The organism is Mesorhizobium sp. B2-2-3, assembly GCF_006442405.1.
Lineage (GTDB): Bacteria > Pseudomonadota > Alphaproteobacteria > Rhizobiales > Rhizobiaceae > Mesorhizobium.
The window spans coordinates 206,563-222,794 of sequence record NZ_VFWC01000001.1; the positions used below are offsets into that span (position 1 = coordinate 206,563).

Genomic DNA, 16,232 nt, shown 5'->3' on the forward strand with positions numbered 1-16,232 from the left:
AGAGGGTCGTCAGCGCCATTCCACTTCGCGATTGCGCTGCATTTGACAGGCACGGCCGCCGAACGGCATCAGCGGCGAGACCCCGGCACTACGCGGCCGTCCGGCCCGGCATCGCCGATGTCGCAGGCTTGATGTTCAGGTTGACCCGGAAGACATTGGATGGGTCGTAGGTTCGCTTAACCTGGCTCAGCCGCTCGTAATTTCCGCCATAGCTCGCCTGCAAGCGCGCGTCTCCTTCATCGTCCATCATGAAGTTCACGTAGCCGCCCTCGCCATTATGGGGATGGACGCTCGCCCAGTAATTCCGTGCCCACGCGGTCAGGTCGGCGGCTTTGCCGGGATCGGGGTCGATGGCGGCGATGACCATCGACCAGCTTGCGTCGCGCGCGTTCCAGGCGGTCTCGTCCTTGCCGACGCGGCGGACGGCGCCGTCAATCGGGTATAGATGCATAAGCGACAATTCGCTGGGCGCCTGGGCGGCCTGTGCGATATGGGTCGCGATCGCTTCGTCGGGAAGCGACTTGACGAAATCGCCCTTCCAGTACCATTGCAGGCCTTTCGGAAGGAGCGGGTCGAATAGCGACTGCATCGCCGGGAACGGCATTACGCCCATCCAGTTGAACATTGGCGGCGGCAAGGTGTCCAGCAGCGGCGCCATGGCCTTGCGCCCGTCCTCCTCCGTGCCGTTGTAGCACGAGATGATGGCACAGGCGCGCTTGCCCCAATGCTCGCGCGGGAAAGGATCGCTCGAAGGGACGGATTTGAGGCCGACGAAAGCGCCGAGGTCTTCCGGCGCTTCCGGCAGGTAGTCGCGATAGGTACGCATGACCGCCGACGCGTGCCTGGCGTCCCAGAACACCGGACCGCCGAAGATCATGTTCACCGGATGAGCCTGGAACAGGAAGCTGGTTACCACGCCAAAATTGCCGCCGCCGCCCCGGAGCGCCCAGAACAGGTCGGGATTCTCGCTTTTGCTGGCCTTCGCCATGCTGCCATCGGCCAGCACCAGATCGGCCTCGATCAGATTATCGATGGTGAGGCCGTATTTGCGCGTGAGATAGCCGGTTCCTCCACCGAGGGTAAGGCCGGCGACGCCCGTGGTCGAAACGATGCCGAACGGAACGGCGAGCGCGAAAGGATGGGTGGCGTGGTCCACGTCGCCCGAAGTGCAGCCGGGCGCGACCCTCACGGTGCGGGTTTTCGGGTCGACATGGACGCCTTTCATCATCGACAGGTCGATGACGAGACCGTTGTCGCAAATCCCCAATCCCGCGCCGTTGTGGCCGCCGCTGCGCACGGCGATGAGGAGGTCGTTTATGCGCGCGAACCTTACAGCGGTGATCACGTCGGCGACATCGACGCAGCGTGCAATCAGCGCCGGACTCTTGTCGATCATGCCGTTGTAGACCTTGCGGGCCTCCTCATAGCCGGCTTCGCCGCGCAGGATCAGCTCTCCGCGCAAGCCTTCACGCAGTTTTGCATAGGTTTCGTCGGTCATCGGTTTCCTCCCTGATCGCGCCCGCGCCATATGGTTTCGACGCGACGATTTATCTTGTGGCTTTGCTTGTGCCGTCCATCCGTCGGGTGCGCAGGATGGTGCAGGAGAGCACATTGCACCGATCCGGCTCCTCGCTGCTTCGCCCGAAAGGGCCAGTGGGGAAATGGCCCGGGAGAGCCATAGCGGGCAGGCGGAAGCCGTCATGGTAGCGAAAGCGCGTCGCGTCGAAAGGGACCGATGCGGCGCGCTTCAGATCGTTGTTCTATGGGCACCTTTGGGCGACATGCATTATTCGACGATGCGGAAAATCTGCCAGAGGCTGGTGCCCGACACGACGTAAGGCTCGATCTCCTTGCCCCATTTGGCATGCGCGTCGATCTTGCCGATCCTGGCGAAGAACTCTTCCAACTGGGCCAGGCTTTCGACCTGGTGGTGAGATTCGACCGTCGCCTCCCGCGCGCCGATCGAACCCGTCATGATCTGGAACTTCAGGTCGGCGACGCCGACCTGAAAACCGATCTCGGATTCCCATTTCCGCAAGAGGTCGAGCACGGTCTGCTTGTGTCCGAACCTGGCGTCGATCTGCCATCTGGCGCTGAACATGTTTTCCTCCTCCGAAGATGCGGCTGATGCCGCTTACTCGTCCCAGGCCTGCACGACGGTCTGCCGTGCAATCCGCCCGCCCTTGAGTTCCAGCATCGCCGCACAGAACACCTTGGTCCCGTCCGGGTAGGCGCAGGCTTGGGTGAAGGCGAGATTGTCGCCATCGGCAATGGTGGTATCGACCTTGTGGGTCATTGCCCGGCTGCAGATGTCGTCCCAGAATGTGCTGATCGCCGCTCGGCCGCGGATCTCGCGCGGCTTGCTCGGCGGATTATTGCGGTCGACGACCCGCAACACCGCATCGTCGGCGTAAAAGCTCGACAGCATCTGTCCGTCGCGCCCTTCGATGGCTTTCTTGATTGCCGCGCCGTCAACGGTCTGTGTCTTGGTCAGCATTTCGTCCTCCATGGGCCCGTCTTCCCGATCGGGCGGTTGATGAGCAAAGTGCTGCCCGGCGATCATCGCCGTGCAGCGATAGTGTCACTGCGACTTGGCCTTCACGGCCGCGAACACGTCGTCGGTCTGCTTCTTGAAGGCTGTGAGGTCGACCTGGCTGCCGTTGAGCATCGTCGACCAGTGGCGAACGATCGCCGCCATCGCCACCGCTTCCTTGATCTCCTCGTCGGTCGCGCCGTTGAGCTTGGCGGCCTCGGTGTGGAAGTAGACGCAGTACTGGCAAGGAATCTGCGAGGCGACGGCAAGCCCCATGAGTTCCTTGGTCTTGCCGTCGAGTGCGGTCTTGGGATTGAGCTGCATCGACTTTATCTCGGCCCAGGCACCGGCGACCGCCACGTCAGGCAAAGTCCTGAACATGTCCGGTATGGAGCCGAGCGTGGCCTCTATGTCCTTGTATGCTGCCGTCGCCGAGGCATCCTCGGCCCGCGCCGGAGCCAGGGCCAGCAAGGCGCCGACGCCGGCCGCGATGACGAGCAATCTGGTCTTGCGACTTGATTTCACCATTTCATCCTCCCTTCGCAGTACCGTCACGGCGATATCGCCTGGCCTGCATGGGAAGAATTGATAATCCCCGACGCCATCGGCCGCTTCGCCCGAAAGCGCCATGGCCTTTATGGCCCGTGCGGGCCAGGGTTCCGTGCCGAAAACGCGGCCGCCGCCGCCCGCGACGGCAGGTCGAGCTTGAGCAATATGTTGGCGACGTGACGCTTGACCGTATGCTCGCTGAGGTTGAGCTCGGCGGCGATCGCGGCATTGCTTTTGCCGTCGGCGATCAGGCTCACCACCTCGCTTTCGCGCGCCGTCAGCGCGGCCGGTTCGGCAGGCCTGGGCTTGGATCGGCAGGCGGGTTCCAGATGCTGCTCGGACGTCGCAAGAACAAACGCCAACGGCTCGTCCAACTCGTCGAGCGCAATGCGTCCGCCATCGATGAAGTGTAGGCCGGAGCCGGTCGCCAGGTCGGAAACCAGCCGCGACGCCAGGATCTCGCCGCGGCTGGCATGGGCCGCAAGTTGTATGGTCACGCGTGCAGTCAAGCCGACCGGCGGTCCGCGCATCTCGATCTCGCCGACATGCACGCCCTGTGCACTGGCCACACCGATCTCCTGCGCCGCTTCGCGCAATGCCGCCGCGCAGCGTATGGCGCGCGCCGGACCGTCGAAGCGCGAGATCATCAGCTCGCCATGCGTGCCTGCGACACGTCCGCCATGGCGCCCCACCAGCAATCGCCAGGTCTCCTGGAATCGCTGGCTGCGCTCGCTCCACATGCGGTCGCCGAGGCGCGCCGTATCGTAGATACGCGTCACCAGCAATGCGGCGAGCACGCGCTCGCTGTCGGCCACGGCCGGCTCGCCGGTCAGGAATTCCTCGATCAGGTCGGCGACCCGGTCGACATCACCGGTCCACACCGGGTGGTCGCGCCCGGGGATTTCGACAAGCCGGGCGTTCGGGATTTTCCGGGCGAGAAAGCGGCTGGCATCGGGATCGACGCGCGCGTCGTTGCGGCGGTGGATCAGCAGCGTCGGCGCGCTGATCGCCGAGAGTATGCCGCGCACGTCTATGCCGGCATTCATTCGCGCCAGCGCCGCCGCCGCCGTTGGACTTGCCGACAGCCGCTCGAACCGCGACCACCAGGCGGCAAAGTGACTGTCTTCGACGCGGCCGGGCGCAAAATGCGGCAAGGTGGCGCCTGTGCCCCAGGCGGTTTCCGTCGTCGCGATGAATGCCTCCAGCCGTTCCGGCGGCATCACCCATCGGTGGAAATGGGCATAGCCGCCATAGAGCGCCAGGGCGCGTGTCCGCTCCGGATAGGTGGCGGCGAACAGCATGGCCATCGGAGCGCCTTCCGAGGCGCCGAGCAGGGCCGCGCGGCCGCTGCCGGCCGCGTCCATCACCGCACGCACGTCGTCCATGCGCGTTTCGAGGCTGGGGAGATGGTTGGCATCGACGCGGTCGGACAGGCCGGTGCCGCGCTTGTCGAATAGGATCAGCCTTGAGAAGGCGGAAAGCCGTTTCAGCAGCCTGCTATAGCCTTCATCCTCCCAATGCAGGTCGAGGTTGGAGATGAAGCCCGGCACGAAGACGAGATCGAACGCGCCTTGGCCGACCACCTGATAGGCGATCCGCACGTCGCCGCTACGGGCGTATCGGGTCTCGATCGGCCTCACGAGTTGTTCCGCCCGGCCTGACGATTTCGGATCGCCGACCATAGCAGAGCTGCGTCGCTTGCGGCAGCTTAAACTTTAGCGGAAGGAAATATAAGCGGACGCGAACCAATGGCTATTTTTGCGAGGCGGCTACGTCGCCTGGGGGAAGCTTGAGCCCGAGCTTCAGATCGGCCTCGGCGGGCGAGACCGGCTGCTTGATCCTGGTCGAGGCAGCCACGACGAGTTCATCGAAGCCGTCGCCGCCGCTGTCCAGCATCTCGAAGAACTGACGCCGCATCCTCGGCTCCCAGAATTTGTTGATATGCTCGGCCACCCCGGCCACGCCTTCTTCGCGCGGCCTGGAGTGGAAAAAGGCCGCGATCTGGTTGGCCATCCGCACCAGCTTCTCGCTGGTGCTCATGATGTGGTCTTCGTCATGCGACATGTTTGGCAACTCCGCGAACCACCCGGTCCGGATGGGTGAAAATATCGAAATCGTCGCCGCGAACCAAGGCCACCAGCGTCATGCCGGCCTGTTCGGCGGTGCGGACGGCGAGCGCGGTCGGCGCAGAGACGGCAATGATGAAGGGCGAGCCGATCGTCGCCGTCTTCTGCACCATCTCGACGGAGACGCGCGACGTCACCACTACCGCGCCGGTCGCGCCGTCGATGCCGGCCTTGGCCAATGCACCGGCCAGCTTGTCCAGTGCGTTGTGACGGCCAACATCCTCGCGCGCCATGACGGCGCCCTTGCCGGGGATATAGAAGCCGGCGGCGTGCACCGCGCCCGTCTCGCTGTGCAGCGGCTGCATCTTGGCGAGAAGCTTGACGGAACGGACGATGTCGCCGGCATCAAGCGTAAGTTTAGACGCACCAACCGAATCGACCGCGCGCATCGCTTCCTCGATGGATTCGATGCCGCAGAGCCCGCAGCCAACCGGTCCGGCGAGCCTGCGCCGCCGCGCCTCGAAGCGCGTGTTGGCCTGGTCCTTCAGTCGAATCTGGATGTCGATGCCGGCGCCGAGATCCTCGACCTCGATCGCCTCGATCTCTTCGGGTGAAGCGATGATGCCTTCGGTCAGCGAGAAACCGAGCGCGAAATCCTTCAAATCGGCCGGGCTCGCCATCATCACCGCGTGCGCCGTGCCGGCAAAGGAGAACGCCACCGGCGTTTCTTCCGGCACCATGCGGCGGGCCGCTGCCGTGCCGCTGGCGCGGCGAGCGAGACGGGACATTTCGGTGATGGCGGGGCGTTTGCGAGTCACGAGACGCACCCCTCGCGCCTTTCTTCTCCCCCGTCGATCGGGGAAGAGGTGTCGAGCGAAGCTCGACGAAGTAGGGGGCGATCAACCGTCAAGATTGAAGCTCTTATTGTCGAATGTCTCGTCCAAGTTCTACTCCGCCGCTTCCAGCGGGGCGATGCGGCGGCTGTTGCGCGCTTGCTCGTCATAGTCGCGTTGCCATTCCGATGGTCCGTTGGAGGCACCGACCTGCACTGCCGTCACCTTATATTCCGGACAGTTGGTCGCCCAGTCCGAAAAGTCCGTGGTGATGACGTTGGCCTGCGTGTCGGGATGGTGGAAGGTCGTATAGACCACGCCCGGTGACACCCTGTCGGTGATCTGCGCGCGCAGCGTCGTCTCGCCGGAGCGGCTGGTCAGCCGCACCCAGTCGCCGTCGCGCAGGCCGCGGTTCTCGGCGTCGTGCGGATGGATCTCCAGCCGGTCCTCGGAGTGCCACATGATATTGTCGGTGCGCCGCGTTTGCGCGCCGACATTGTACTGCGACAGGATCCGGCCGGTGGTCAAAAGCAGCGGGAAGCGTGGCCCGGTTCGCTCGTCCGTCGCCACATATTCGGTGCGGATGAACTTGCCCTTGCCGCGCACGAAGCCGTCGACATGCATGACCGGGGTGCCGAGAGGGGCCTTCTCATTGCAGGGCCACTGCACCGATCCGAGGCGGTCGAGCAACTCGAAGGAGACGCCGGCGAAGCTCGGCGTCGTCTTGGCGATTTCGTCCATGATCTCGGACGGATGCGCATAGTTCCAGTCCAGCCCGACGGAACGGGCAAGCTCCTGCGTCGCTTCCCAATCGGCGTAACGCGCCTTCGGTTCCAGCACCTTGCGCACCATGTTGATGCGGCGCTCGGCATTGGTGAAGGTGCCGTCCTTCTCAAGGAAGGTCGAGCCCGGCAGGAACACATGCGCGTAGTTCGCCGTCTCGTTGAGGAAGAGGTCGTGCACGACCACGCATTCCATCGCGGCCAGGCCGACGGCGACATGCTTGGTGTCGGGATCGGACTGCAGGATGTCCTCGCCCTGGATGTAGATGCCCTTGAAGGAGCCGTCGACGGCGGCATCCAGCATGTTGGGGATACGCAGGCCGGGTTCGTCGTCCAGCTTCACGCCCCACAGGCTTTCATAGATGTCGCGCACCGCGTCGCCCGAGACATGGCGATAGCCTGGCAGTTCGTGCGGGAAGGAGCCCATGTCGCACGAGCCCTGCACGTTGTTCTGGCCGCGCAGCGGGTTCACGCCGACGCCCGGGCGACCGATATTGCCGGTGGCCATGGCGAGATTGGCAATCGCCATCACCGTGGTCGAGCCCTGGCTGTGCTCGGTGACGCCGAGGCCGTAGTAGATCGCCCCGTTGCCGCCCTTGGCGTAGAGACGCGCAGCACCGCGGATCAGTTCGGGATCGACGCCGGACAGCTTGCCGACGGTTTCGGGGCTGTTCTCCGGCAGGGCGACGAAGGACGCCCAGTCCTGGAATTCCGTCCAGTCACAGCGCTCGCGGATGAAGGCCTCGTCGAACAGGCCTTCGGTGACGATGACATGTGCCAGCGCCGTCAGCACGGCGACATTGGTGCCGGGCTTCAGCGGCAGGTGGTAGTCGGCTTCGATATGCGCCGACTTGACCATCTCGGTGCGGCGCGGGTCGAGCACGATCAGCTTGGCCCCCTGGCGCAGCCGCTTCTTCAGCCGCGAGGCGAACACCGGGTGTGCGGAAGCCGGATTGGCGCCGATGATGACGGCGACGTCGGTGAATTCGACGGAATCGAAATCCTGCGTGCCGGCCGAGGTGCCGTAGGTCTGGCCGAGCCCGTAGCCGGTCGGCGAATGGCAGACGCGCGCGCAGGTATCGACATTGTTGTTGCGGAAGCCTTGGCGCACCAGCTTCTGGACCAGATAGGTCTCCTCATTGGTGCAGCGCGACGAGGTGATGCCGCCGATCGCCGTACGTCCATACTGGTACTGGATGCGGCGGAACTCCTTGGCCGTGTGGGCGATCGCCTCCTCCCAACTCACTTCGCGCCAGGGATCGCTCACCTTCTCGCGGATCATCGGCGACAGGATGCGGTCCTTGTGGGTGGCATAGCCATAGGCGAAGCGGCCCTTCACGCAGGAATGGCCGTGATTGGCCTTGCCCTCCTTGTAGGGCATCATGCGGATGACCTCGTCGTCCTTCACTTCGGCCTTGAACGAGCAGCCGACGCCGCAATAGGCGCAGGTGGTGACGGCCGAGCGTTCCGGCAGGCCCTTGGCGAGCACTGTCTTCTCGCGCAGCGCATCGGTCGGGCAGGCCTGCACGCAGGCGCCGCAGGACACGCATTCGGAAGCGATGAAATCCTCGTGCATGCCGGCGACCATGCGCGATTCGAAGCCGCGGCCCTCGATCGTCAGCGCGAAGGTGCCCTGCACCTCTTCGCAGGCCCGCACGCAACGCGAACAGACGATGCATTGCGCCGGATCATAGGTGAAATACGGATTGGATTCGTCACGCGCGACGTAGTCGACGGCCAGCGAGCCGTGGCCGGGCGCGACGCCATCCTCCTTGACGTGATTGCGGCCTTGGACGCCGTAGCGGTTCTCGGTCAGGCCAACCGACTTCGCCACCGCGTCGAACTCACTGGCGCCGGTGCCGGCCTTCTCGTTCCAGCCCACCGGATGGTCGGAGACATAGAGCTCCATGACGCCGCGGCGAATGGCGTCGAGCCGTTCCGACCGCGTGCGCACCACCATGCCTTCGCCGACAGGCGTCGTGCAGGACGCCGGCGTGCCGCCGCGCCCTTCGATCTCGACCAGGCAAACGCGGCAGGAACCGAACGAGTCCAGCATGTCCGTGGCGCATAGCTTCGGGATCTCGACCCCGCTTTCCATCGCGGCGCGCATGATCGACGTGCCTTCCGGCACGCTGATGCTGCGGCCGTCGACGGTCAGCGTGATCCGCTTCTCAGCCTTCGATTGCGGAGTTCCGTAATCGATCTCTTCGATAAGCGTCGGGAAGTCGGCCTTGATGTTCATCTGCCAGCTCCTATTCAGCAGCCACGCGCGCCGGCGCGGGCTTGAAATCCTCGGGGAAATGCGTGATCGAGCTCATCACCGGGTAGGGCGTGAAGCCGCCCAGCGCGCAGAGCGATCCGAACTTCATCGTGTTGCAGAGATCGGTAACCAGGGCGAGGTTCTTCTCCGGCTCGATGCCGGCGGCGAGCCTGTCGATGGTCTCCACCCCGCGCGTCGAGCCGATGCGGCAGGGCGTGCACTTGCCGCAGCTTTCGATGGCGCAGAACTCCATGGCGAAGCGCGCCTGCTTCAGCATGTCGGCGGTGTCGTCGAATACGGTGATGCCGGCATGGCCGATCAGTCCATCGCGCTTGGCGAATTCCTCATAGTCGAACGGTGTGTCGAACAGCGCGCGCGGAAAATAGGCGCCGAGCGGGCCGCCGACCTGCACCGCCTTCACTGGCCGGCCGGTGGCCGTGCCGCCGCCGATATCGTCGATGATTTCGCCCAGCGTCATGCCGAAAGCCGCCTCGAACAGGCCACCGCGCTTGACGTTGCCGGCGATCTGGATCGGGATCGTGCCGCGCGAGCGGCCCATGCCGAAATCCTTGTAGTAGGCGGCGCCCTTGTCCATGATGACAGGCACCGAAGCCAGCGAGATGACGTTGTTGATCACCGTAGGCTTGCCGAAAAGGCCCTGGATTGCCGGCAGCGGCGGCTTGGCGCGCACCACGCCGCGCTTGCCTTCCAGGCTGTTCAGAAGCGAGGTCTCCTCGCCGCAGACATAGGCGCCCGCGCCGACGCGGATCTCCATGTCGAAGGCGGTGGCCGAACCGAGCACGCTGACGCCGAGCACGCCGGCCTTGCGGGCGACCTCGACGGCCTTGTTCATGACCGCCACCGCATGCGGATATTCCGAGCGGATGTAGACGAAGCCCTTGGTCGCGCCGGTGGCGATGCCGGCGATCGCCATGCCTTCGATCAGCACGAAGGGATCGCCCTCCATGATCATGCGGTCGGCGAAGGTGGCGCTGTCGCCCTCGTCGGCGTTGCAGACGATGTATTTGCGCTCGGATGTCGTATCGAGCACGGTCTTCCATTTGATGCCGGTCGGGAAGCCGGCGCCGCCGCGGCCGCGCAGGCCGGACTCCGTAACCTGGCTGACGATCTCTGCCGGGGCCATGGCCACCGCGTTCTGCAGGCCCTTCAGCCCGCCAAGCGACTTATAAGCGTCGAGTGACAGCGGGTCGTTGATGCCGCAGCGCGCGAAGGTCAGACGGGTCTGCTTGGCCAGGAACGGGATCTTGTCCGGCGCGCCCAGCCAGCGCTTGTGATGGCCGCCGGTGAGAAAGCCATTGTCGAACAGGCTCTTGACGTCGGACGGCTTCACCGGCCCGTAGGCGACGCGGCCGTTTGCTGTGGCGACCTCGACCATAGGCTCTAGGAAATAGGCGCCGCGCGACCCGTTGCGGACGATCTTGGCCTCAACGCCGCGCTCGGCGAGTTCAGCACGAACAGCCTTGGCGACCCTTTCGGCACCGAGCGCCAGCGCGCCGGAATCGCCGGGAATGTAGATGCGCGGGATCATGAGCGCACCTCCGCGACGATCTCTTCGATCTTCTCGTTGTCGAGCCGCCCGATCACCTCGCCATCGAGCATCGCCGAGGGCGAGCAGGCGCACAGTCCCAAGCAATAAACCGGCTCCAGGGTCACCGAACCGTCTTTCGCCGTCTCGTGGAAATCAATGCCGAGCAATTGCTTGATCCTGGCGGCCACCGCATCGGAACCCATCGACTGGCAAGCTTCGGCCTGGCAGAGCTTGAGCACATGCCGGCCTGCCGGGCGGGCGCGGAAATCGTGATAGAAGGTGACGACGCCGTGCACCTCTGCTCTGGAAAGGTTCAGTCCGTCGGCAATGACCGGGAGTGCTGCCTGCGGCACATGGCCGAACTCTTCCTGAATGTTATGGAGGATCGGCAGCAGCGGACCTTCGAGGTCTTTCAGATCCTGGATGATCGCGGCCGTGCGCGATGCGATCTCGGTACTTGCAGGCTGCATCGTCACGCAGCGCCCTCCCTGGTCGGTGGCTTTATCGCTAAGTCTTTACAAAATCAGGAGAAACCCCTGAAATCAATAAAGCGGATCCGTCGCTTGATAGAAATTTTCTATCGAATTCCAGCACCTGCATTTCCTAACCTAGCGGGGGCGCGGAAATCGTCTGCAAGCGCCATCGCCTCGTCCAGCAGCGCCGAAACCAGCGGCGTGTGCGGTTCGCGCAACGCGGCCACCAGCCCGACCGTGTGGCTGGCGTCCGGCTCGACGATCGGGATAGCCCTGATAGGTTCGGAAAAGCCGAACGTTTCCGTGAGGTTGAGCGGCATGATCGAGGACCATTTGCCCGTGCGGATATGCGAGAACAGCACGATCATCGAATTGGATTCCAGCGTCGGCCGGACCTCGACACCGGCCTCGGCCAGGTGCTGGTCGATGATGCGGCGGTTCTGCATGTCCGGGGTCAGCAGGCAGAGCGGCAGGTGGCTGATCTCGGCCCATGTCACCTTGTCGCGGTCGGAATAGGGGTTTCCGATGGCGGTGATCAGCTGATAGCGCTCATCGTAGAGTGGTACGCTGGTCACTCGTCCGAGCGGTTCGTTGTCGAGATAGGTGATGCCGGCGTCTATATCGAAATTGCCGAGCAGCGACAGCACTTCGATCGAGGTCCGGGACAGTACCGAGAAGGTGACGCCGGGGTGTTTTTCGCGGAATGGCGTCGTCAGCCGCGCCACCATGGCGAGCGCGGTGGGAATGGCGGCGATGCGGATACGTCCCGACAAGCCGTGCCGCGCCGCCCGCATCTCCTCGCGCATGGTTCTGGTATCGCCGACGATGCGGCGCGCCCACACCAGCACCTGCTTGCCCTCCGGGGTCAGGCCCTGGAAGCGCGAGCCGCGCAGGACCAGCATCACGCCCAGCTGACCCTCAAGTTGCTTGATGCCGGCCGACAAGGTGGGCTGGGTGACGCCGCACACTTCGGCAGCCCGCCCGAAATGCTCTTCCTTGGCCAGCGCGATGAAAAATTCCAGCTTGTCGATCATATCTGAAGCTAACCGCCGCCGCCGCACCGCGCCAGAGGGCTGCCGGCCACTGCGATGTCGATCGCCCCAAGCCGATGCTTGATCGCAGAAACCTATCGGTCGACGAGATTGAGGATGTTGCCGTCCGGATCCTTGAACCAGGCGACCTTCATGCCGTGACCGACATGGATGTCGCCTTCCAGTGTCAGGCCGGGCATCTCGTAGTGCTCGAACGCAACGCCTTTCGATTTCAGCCCGCTGACGACGGTGTCGATCTCATCGCCGACCGTCCACGTCACCGCCGTCGCCTTGTTGGTTCCGGCGAACTGAGAGCGATAGACATTGATCGTGGTGTCGCCGCTTTTGTACACGATCAGTTCGCCACCCTCGTCATGCACCTGTTTCAGGCCGAGCGTCCCCTCGTAGAAAGCCTTTGCCTTCGCCAGCTCTTTCACCGCGAGGTTGGCCGTCGCGTTGCTGTTTGCAAGCATGATCGTTTCTCCTTCGCTGCTTGTCGTCCCCGGCGTCTCCTTGGAAATAGGTCGCTCCGGTCGCTTGACGACCCCCGCTTTGCCGGCGGCCAGCCAATTGCGAGCGGTGCCTGCAATTGGCTGCATCCACATCTTTCAGCCGGCTTACTGTTCCCCATGGGCGCATGCGGCGCTATGTGGATGGAACTGGTGCGCCGGGAGGGACGAACATGCTGGGCTGGTTCCGCAAGCTGTTGCCGCGCGAAGATCGCTTCTTCGACCTGTTCGAGCGGCATTCCCGCACGGTGGTCGGCGGCGCGGAGGCCCTGCAGCAGCTCCTCCTAGGCAAGGACATCGAGCATTGGTGCGAAAAGATCGTCGATCTCGAGGACGAAGCCGACCATATCACCGCCGAAGTCCTGCTTGCCGTGCGGCGCTCATTCATCACGCCTTTCGACCGCGGCGATATCAAGGACCTGATCCAGTCGATGGATGACGCCATCGACATGATGCACAAGACCGTCAAGACGGTGCGGCTGTTCGAGAAGAGGGAATTCGATCCGCTGATGCAGGAAATGGGCGCCGTCATTGTCGATGCCGCCAGGCTCGTCGCGGAGGCGATCCCGCTGCTGGCCAAGGTCGGCGCCAACAGTGCGCGCCTGAACGAACTCGCCGAGGAAGTCATGCGTGCCGAAGGCCGAGCCGACGATCTGCATGAGCAGGGCCTGAAGGATCTCTTCAGGCGGCACGGCCGCAGCGATGCGATGGCCTATCTGATCGGCTCGGAGATCTATGGCCAATTGGAGAAGGTGGTCGACCGCTTCGAGGACGTCGCCAACGAGATCAGCGGCATCGTCATCGAGAACGTCTAGGCGATGGAAGTCGCGATCGCCTTTCCCCTGCTGGTCGGCCTTGTCGCCGTCGCGCTGTTCTTCGATTTCCTCAACGGCCTGCACGACGCCGCCAACTCGATCGCCACCATTGTCTCGACCCGGGTGCTGAGACCGCATTACGCGGTGTTCTGGGCGGCCTTCTTCAATTTCATCGCCTTCATGTTCTTTGGCCTCCATGTCGCCGAAACCGTGGGCAAGGGTATCATCGATGCAAGCATCGTCACCCCGGCGGTGATCTTCGCCGCCCTGGTCGGCGCCATCGTCTGGAACATCGTCACCTGGATCGCCGGCATCCCATCGAGCAGTTCGCATGCGTTGATCGGCGGATTGGTGGGGGCAGGCGTCGCAAAGGCCGGCACGGGTGCCATCGTCTGGGCGGGGCTCGGCAAGACGGTCGCCGCCATCGTCCTGTCGCCGGCGACGGGCTTTGTCCTGGCGCTTCTCCTGATCCTGGTGGTTTCCTGGCTGTTCGTGCGCCAGACGCCGTTTGCCGTCGACAGTACCTTCCGTGTCATGCAGTTCTTTTCCGCCTCCCTCTATTCGCTCGGTCATGGCGGCAACGATGCGCAAAAGACCATGGGCATCATCGCCGTGCTGCTCTATTCCCAAGGCATGCTCGGAACGGATTTCTACGTGCCGCTCTGGGTGGTCCTGACTTGCCAGTCGGCATTGGCGCTGGGCACGCTGTTCGGCGGTTGGCGCATCGTCCACACGATGGGCTCGAAGATCACCAGGCTCAACCCGATGCAGGGATTCTGCGCCGAGACCGGCGGCGCCATCACCCTCTTCGCCGCGACATGGCTCGGTGTTCCGGTTTCGACCACGCACACCATCACCGGCGCCATCATCGGCGTCGGCGCCGCCCGCCGTGTCTCGGCGGTGCGCTGGGGCATAGCCGGCAACATCGTCATCGCATGGGTCGTCACCTTGCCGGCGACGGCGGCGATTTCTGCACTGACCTATCTGGCGGTTCGCCTGGCAGGCTGATGTCGCGGCCTGGCGCTTGGAGCCGCCGGCGATCTGCACTATGTGAGCAGCAGCCGAACGCCAGGGAAGCAACAGCCATGTCCGTCACCAAGGAAACCGTCATCGAGCGCCTGAAAACGGTCAATGGCCCCGATTTCACCGGCAACATCGTCGACCTCGGCATGGTTTCCGAGATTTTCATCGCCGATTCGAAAGTGTTCTTCTCGATCACCGTTCCGGCCGCCAGGGCGCAGGAGATGGAGCCATTGCGCGCCGCGGCCGAGCGTGTCGTGAAAGCTATTCCTGGTGTCGCCGGCGCCGTCGTCGCCTTGACGGCGGAGAAGAAGGGCGGCGGCATGGAGGCGCCTGTCGCGGCGCGCCCGGCGCCACGTCCCGCCCCGCCCGTTGCCGCGCCGCGCCCGGCGCCCCATGCGCCTGCCTCGCACAGCCAGGGCAAGCGCGGCGTGCCCGGCATCGAGGCGATCATCGCGGTTGCGTCCGGCAAGGGCGGTGTCGGCAAGTCGACCACAGCCGTCAATCTGGCCCTCGGCCTCGCCGCCAACGGGCTGAAAGTGGGCGTGCTCGATGCCGACATCTATGGCCCGTCCATGCCAAGGCTGCTCAACATCCGCGGCCGGCCGCAGACCGTCGACGGCAAGATCCTGAAACCGATGCAGAATTACGGTCTCAAGGTGATGTCGATGGGCTTCCTCGTCGACGAGGAAACGCCGATGATCTGGCGCGGGCCGATGGTGATGTCGGCGCTGACGCAGATGCTGCGCGAAGTCGAATGGGGGCCGCTCGACGTGCTCGTCGTCGATATGCCCCCTGGCACCGGTGACGCCCAGCTCACCATGGCCCAGCAGGTGCCGTTGGCCGGCGCGGTCATCGTCTCGACGCCGCAGGATCTGGCCCTGATCGATGCTCGCAAGGGCCTCAACATGTTCAGGAAAGTCGACGTGCCGCTGCTCGGCATCGTCGAGAACATGAGCTATTTCCTCGCCCCCGACACCGGCAAGCGCTACGACATCTTCGGCCATGGCGGCGCACGCCGTGAGGCCGAGCGCCTCGGCGTCACCTTCCTTGGCGAGGTGCCGCTGGAGATGGGCATTCGCGAAAGCTCGGATGAAGGTGCGCCGGTGGTGGCATCGAAGCCCGACAGTGCCGAAGCGAAGATCTATCGCGATATCGCTTCGAAGGTCTGGGACAGGGTCAACGAAGAGCGCGGCGCGGCCGCGGACGCCGTGCCGAGCATCGTCTTCGAGTAATGTCGTCCAGGGGCGCTAACGCTGGATAGACCAGCCTAAGCAGCACCCACCTTCTCGCCGAAGCTCGAAAAGAACTGTCCCGCCAGTTTCTTCGAGGTCGATTCGATCAGCCGGCTGCCGAGCTGGGCAATCTTGCCGCCGACTTCGGCCTTGGCGGCGTATTTGAGCACCGTCGCGTCCGCCCCATCCTCGGTCAGCGTCACGTCGGCGCCGCCCTTGGCGAAGCCGGCGATGCCGCCCTTGCCTTCGCCCTGGATCGTGTAGGCATGCGGGGGATTGAGATTTCTCAGCGTCACCTCGCCGTTGAAGGTCGCCTTGATCGGGCCGATCTTCAGCACCACCGTCGCCGCCATCTCGGTCGGCGACTTCATTTCCAGGCTCTGGCAGCCGGGGATGCTTTCTCTCAGCACCGCCGGATCGTTCAGCGCTTCCCAAACTTTCTGGAGGGGTGCGGCGATGCGCTCCTCGCCCTCGATCACCAAAGCCATCAGAACCTCCCGGACGACCAATGTCGGATTGTTGGTAGCGTGCGGCCCGATTGATGTCTATCGCACCAAAGTCCGGATTCAGATCACGC

Annotated in this window: 16 protein-coding genes; 3 read left to right on the forward strand and 13 right to left on the reverse strand. The window is 64.1% G+C overall.

The window, feature by feature from the left end:
* Window positions 1-88 precede the first annotated feature (88 nt).
* The 12 genes from FJ951_RS00935 to FJ951_RS00990 form a co-directional block, all read right to left on the reverse strand.
* On the reverse strand, window positions 89-1,498 hold the full coding sequence (locus FJ951_RS00935; protein WP_140497052.1) for an FAD-binding oxidoreductase: 1,410 nt from the start codon (window positions 1,496-1,498) through the stop codon (window positions 89-91).
* Window positions 1,499-1,786: 288 nt separating this feature from the next.
* Window positions 1,787-2,101, reverse strand: a complete 315-nt coding sequence (locus FJ951_RS00940; RefSeq protein ID WP_140513020.1) for a hypothetical protein — start codon at window positions 2,099-2,101, stop codon at window positions 1,787-1,789.
* A gap of 33 nt (window positions 2,102-2,134) precedes the next feature.
* Window positions 2,135-2,563, reverse strand: a complete 429-nt coding sequence (locus FJ951_RS00945) for a nuclear transport factor 2 family protein (RefSeq protein WP_224680761.1) — start codon at window positions 2,561-2,563, stop codon at window positions 2,135-2,137.
* An 18-nt stretch (window positions 2,564-2,581) separates the two neighbouring features.
* Window positions 2,582-3,061, reverse strand: coding sequence for a carboxymuconolactone decarboxylase family protein (locus FJ951_RS00950; RefSeq protein WP_140513022.1), 480 nt, complete (start codon window positions 3,059-3,061; stop codon window positions 2,582-2,584).
* 107 nt (window positions 3,062-3,168) lie between these two features.
* Window positions 3,169-4,722, reverse strand: coding sequence for an alpha/beta fold hydrolase (locus tag FJ951_RS00955; protein ID WP_140497048.1), 1,554 nt, complete (start codon window positions 4,720-4,722; stop codon window positions 3,169-3,171).
* Between the two features lie 112 nt (window positions 4,723-4,834).
* Window positions 4,835-5,146, reverse strand: a complete 312-nt coding sequence (locus FJ951_RS00960; protein ID WP_140497046.1) for a formate dehydrogenase subunit delta — start codon at window positions 5,144-5,146, stop codon at window positions 4,835-4,837.
* Window positions 5,136-5,966 (reverse strand): formate dehydrogenase accessory sulfurtransferase FdhD, encoded by an 831-nt coding sequence (fdhD, locus tag FJ951_RS00965; protein WP_140513024.1) that lies wholly within the window; start codon window positions 5,964-5,966, stop codon window positions 5,136-5,138. The genes FJ951_RS00960 and fdhD overlap by 11 nt, the downstream gene beginning before the upstream one ends.
* 129 nt (window positions 5,967-6,095) lie before the next feature.
* A complete protein-coding gene (gene fdhF, locus FJ951_RS00970) occupies window positions 6,096-9,005 on the reverse strand; it encodes a formate dehydrogenase subunit alpha (protein ID WP_140513026.1) in 2,910 nt (969 codons plus the stop codon).
* Between the two features lie 10 nt (window positions 9,006-9,015).
* On the reverse strand, window positions 9,016-10,572 hold the full coding sequence (locus tag FJ951_RS00975) for an NADH-quinone oxidoreductase subunit NuoF (RefSeq protein WP_140513028.1): 1,557 nt from the start codon (window positions 10,570-10,572) through the stop codon (window positions 9,016-9,018).
* Window positions 10,569-11,048, reverse strand: coding sequence for a formate dehydrogenase subunit gamma (locus tag FJ951_RS00980; protein WP_140513030.1), 480 nt, complete (start codon window positions 11,046-11,048; stop codon window positions 10,569-10,571). The genes FJ951_RS00975 and FJ951_RS00980 overlap by 4 nt, the downstream gene beginning before the upstream one ends.
* A gap of 101 nt (window positions 11,049-11,149) precedes the next feature.
* A complete protein-coding gene (locus tag FJ951_RS00985; RefSeq protein WP_140513032.1) occupies window positions 11,150-12,079 on the reverse strand; it encodes a LysR family transcriptional regulator in 930 nt (309 codons plus the stop codon).
* A 92-nt stretch (window positions 12,080-12,171) separates the two neighbouring features.
* Entirely contained in the window at window positions 12,172-12,549 is a 378-nt protein-coding gene (locus tag FJ951_RS00990) for a VOC family protein (RefSeq protein WP_140513034.1), read from the reverse strand.
* A 209-nt stretch (window positions 12,550-12,758) separates the two neighbouring features.
* Between FJ951_RS00990 and FJ951_RS00995 the strand changes: the two genes are divergently transcribed.
* The 3 genes from FJ951_RS00995 (at window position 12,759) to FJ951_RS01005 (ending at window position 15,655) form a co-directional block, all read left to right on the forward strand.
* On the forward strand, window positions 12,759-13,400 hold the full coding sequence (locus FJ951_RS00995; protein WP_140497032.1) for a DUF47 domain-containing protein: 642 nt from the start codon (window positions 12,759-12,761) through the stop codon (window positions 13,398-13,400).
* 3 nt (window positions 13,401-13,403) lie between these two features.
* On the forward strand, window positions 13,404-14,408 hold the full coding sequence (locus tag FJ951_RS01000) for an inorganic phosphate transporter (RefSeq protein ID WP_140497030.1): 1,005 nt from the start codon (window positions 13,404-13,406) through the stop codon (window positions 14,406-14,408).
* 77 nt (window positions 14,409-14,485) lie between these two features.
* Complete coding sequence (locus tag FJ951_RS01005; RefSeq protein WP_140497028.1) at window positions 14,486-15,655, forward strand: Mrp/NBP35 family ATP-binding protein; 1,170 nt, start codon at window positions 14,486-14,488, stop codon at window positions 15,653-15,655.
* A 35-nt stretch (window positions 15,656-15,690) separates the two neighbouring features.
* Here FJ951_RS01005 and FJ951_RS01010 read toward each other — a convergent pair whose 3' ends face one another.
* Window positions 15,691-16,143, reverse strand: a complete 453-nt coding sequence (locus FJ951_RS01010; protein ID WP_140497026.1) for a carbon monoxide dehydrogenase subunit G — start codon at window positions 16,141-16,143, stop codon at window positions 15,691-15,693.
* Window positions 16,144-16,232: the final 89 nt, after the last annotated feature.

Excerpts from the sequence above, each read along its gene's own strand:
- FJ951_RS00935 (WP_140497052.1), bottom strand. The coding sequence starts at position 1,498 with ATGACCGACGAAACCTATGCAAAACTGCGTGAAGGCTTGCGCGGAGAG.
- FJ951_RS00940 (WP_140513020.1), bottom strand. The coding sequence starts at position 2,101 with ATGTTCAGCGCCAGATGGCAGATCGACGCCAGGTTCGGACACAAGCAG.
- FJ951_RS00945 (WP_224680761.1), bottom strand. The coding sequence starts at position 2,563 with ATGATCGCCGGGCAGCACTTTGCTCATCAACCGCCCGATCGGGAAGAC.
- FJ951_RS00950 (WP_140513022.1), bottom strand. The coding sequence starts at position 3,061 with ATGGTGAAATCAAGTCGCAAGACCAGATTGCTCGTCATCGCGGCCGGC.
- FJ951_RS00960 (WP_140497046.1), bottom strand. The coding sequence starts at position 5,146 with ATGTCGCATGACGAAGACCACATCATGAGCACCAGCGAGAAGCTGGTG.
- fdhF (WP_140513026.1), bottom strand. The coding sequence starts at position 9,005 with ATGAACATCAAGGCCGACTTCCCGACGCTTATCGAAGAGATCGATTAC.
- FJ951_RS00975 (WP_140513028.1), bottom strand. The coding sequence starts at position 10,572 with ATGATCCCGCGCATCTACATTCCCGGCGATTCCGGCGCGCTGGCGCTC.
- FJ951_RS00985 (WP_140513032.1), bottom strand. The coding sequence starts at position 12,079 with ATGATCGACAAGCTGGAATTTTTCATCGCGCTGGCCAAGGAAGAGCAT.
- FJ951_RS00990 (WP_140513034.1), bottom strand. The coding sequence starts at position 12,549 with ATGCTTGCAAACAGCAACGCGACGGCCAACCTCGCGGTGAAAGAGCTG.
- FJ951_RS00995 (WP_140497032.1), top strand. The coding sequence starts at position 12,759 with ATGCTGGGCTGGTTCCGCAAGCTGTTGCCGCGCGAAGATCGCTTCTTC.
- FJ951_RS01000 (WP_140497030.1), top strand. The coding sequence starts at position 13,404 with ATGGAAGTCGCGATCGCCTTTCCCCTGCTGGTCGGCCTTGTCGCCGTC.
- FJ951_RS01005 (WP_140497028.1), top strand. The coding sequence starts at position 14,486 with ATGTCCGTCACCAAGGAAACCGTCATCGAGCGCCTGAAAACGGTCAAT.
- FJ951_RS01010 (WP_140497026.1), bottom strand. The coding sequence starts at position 16,143 with ATGGCTTTGGTGATCGAGGGCGAGGAGCGCATCGCCGCACCCCTCCAG.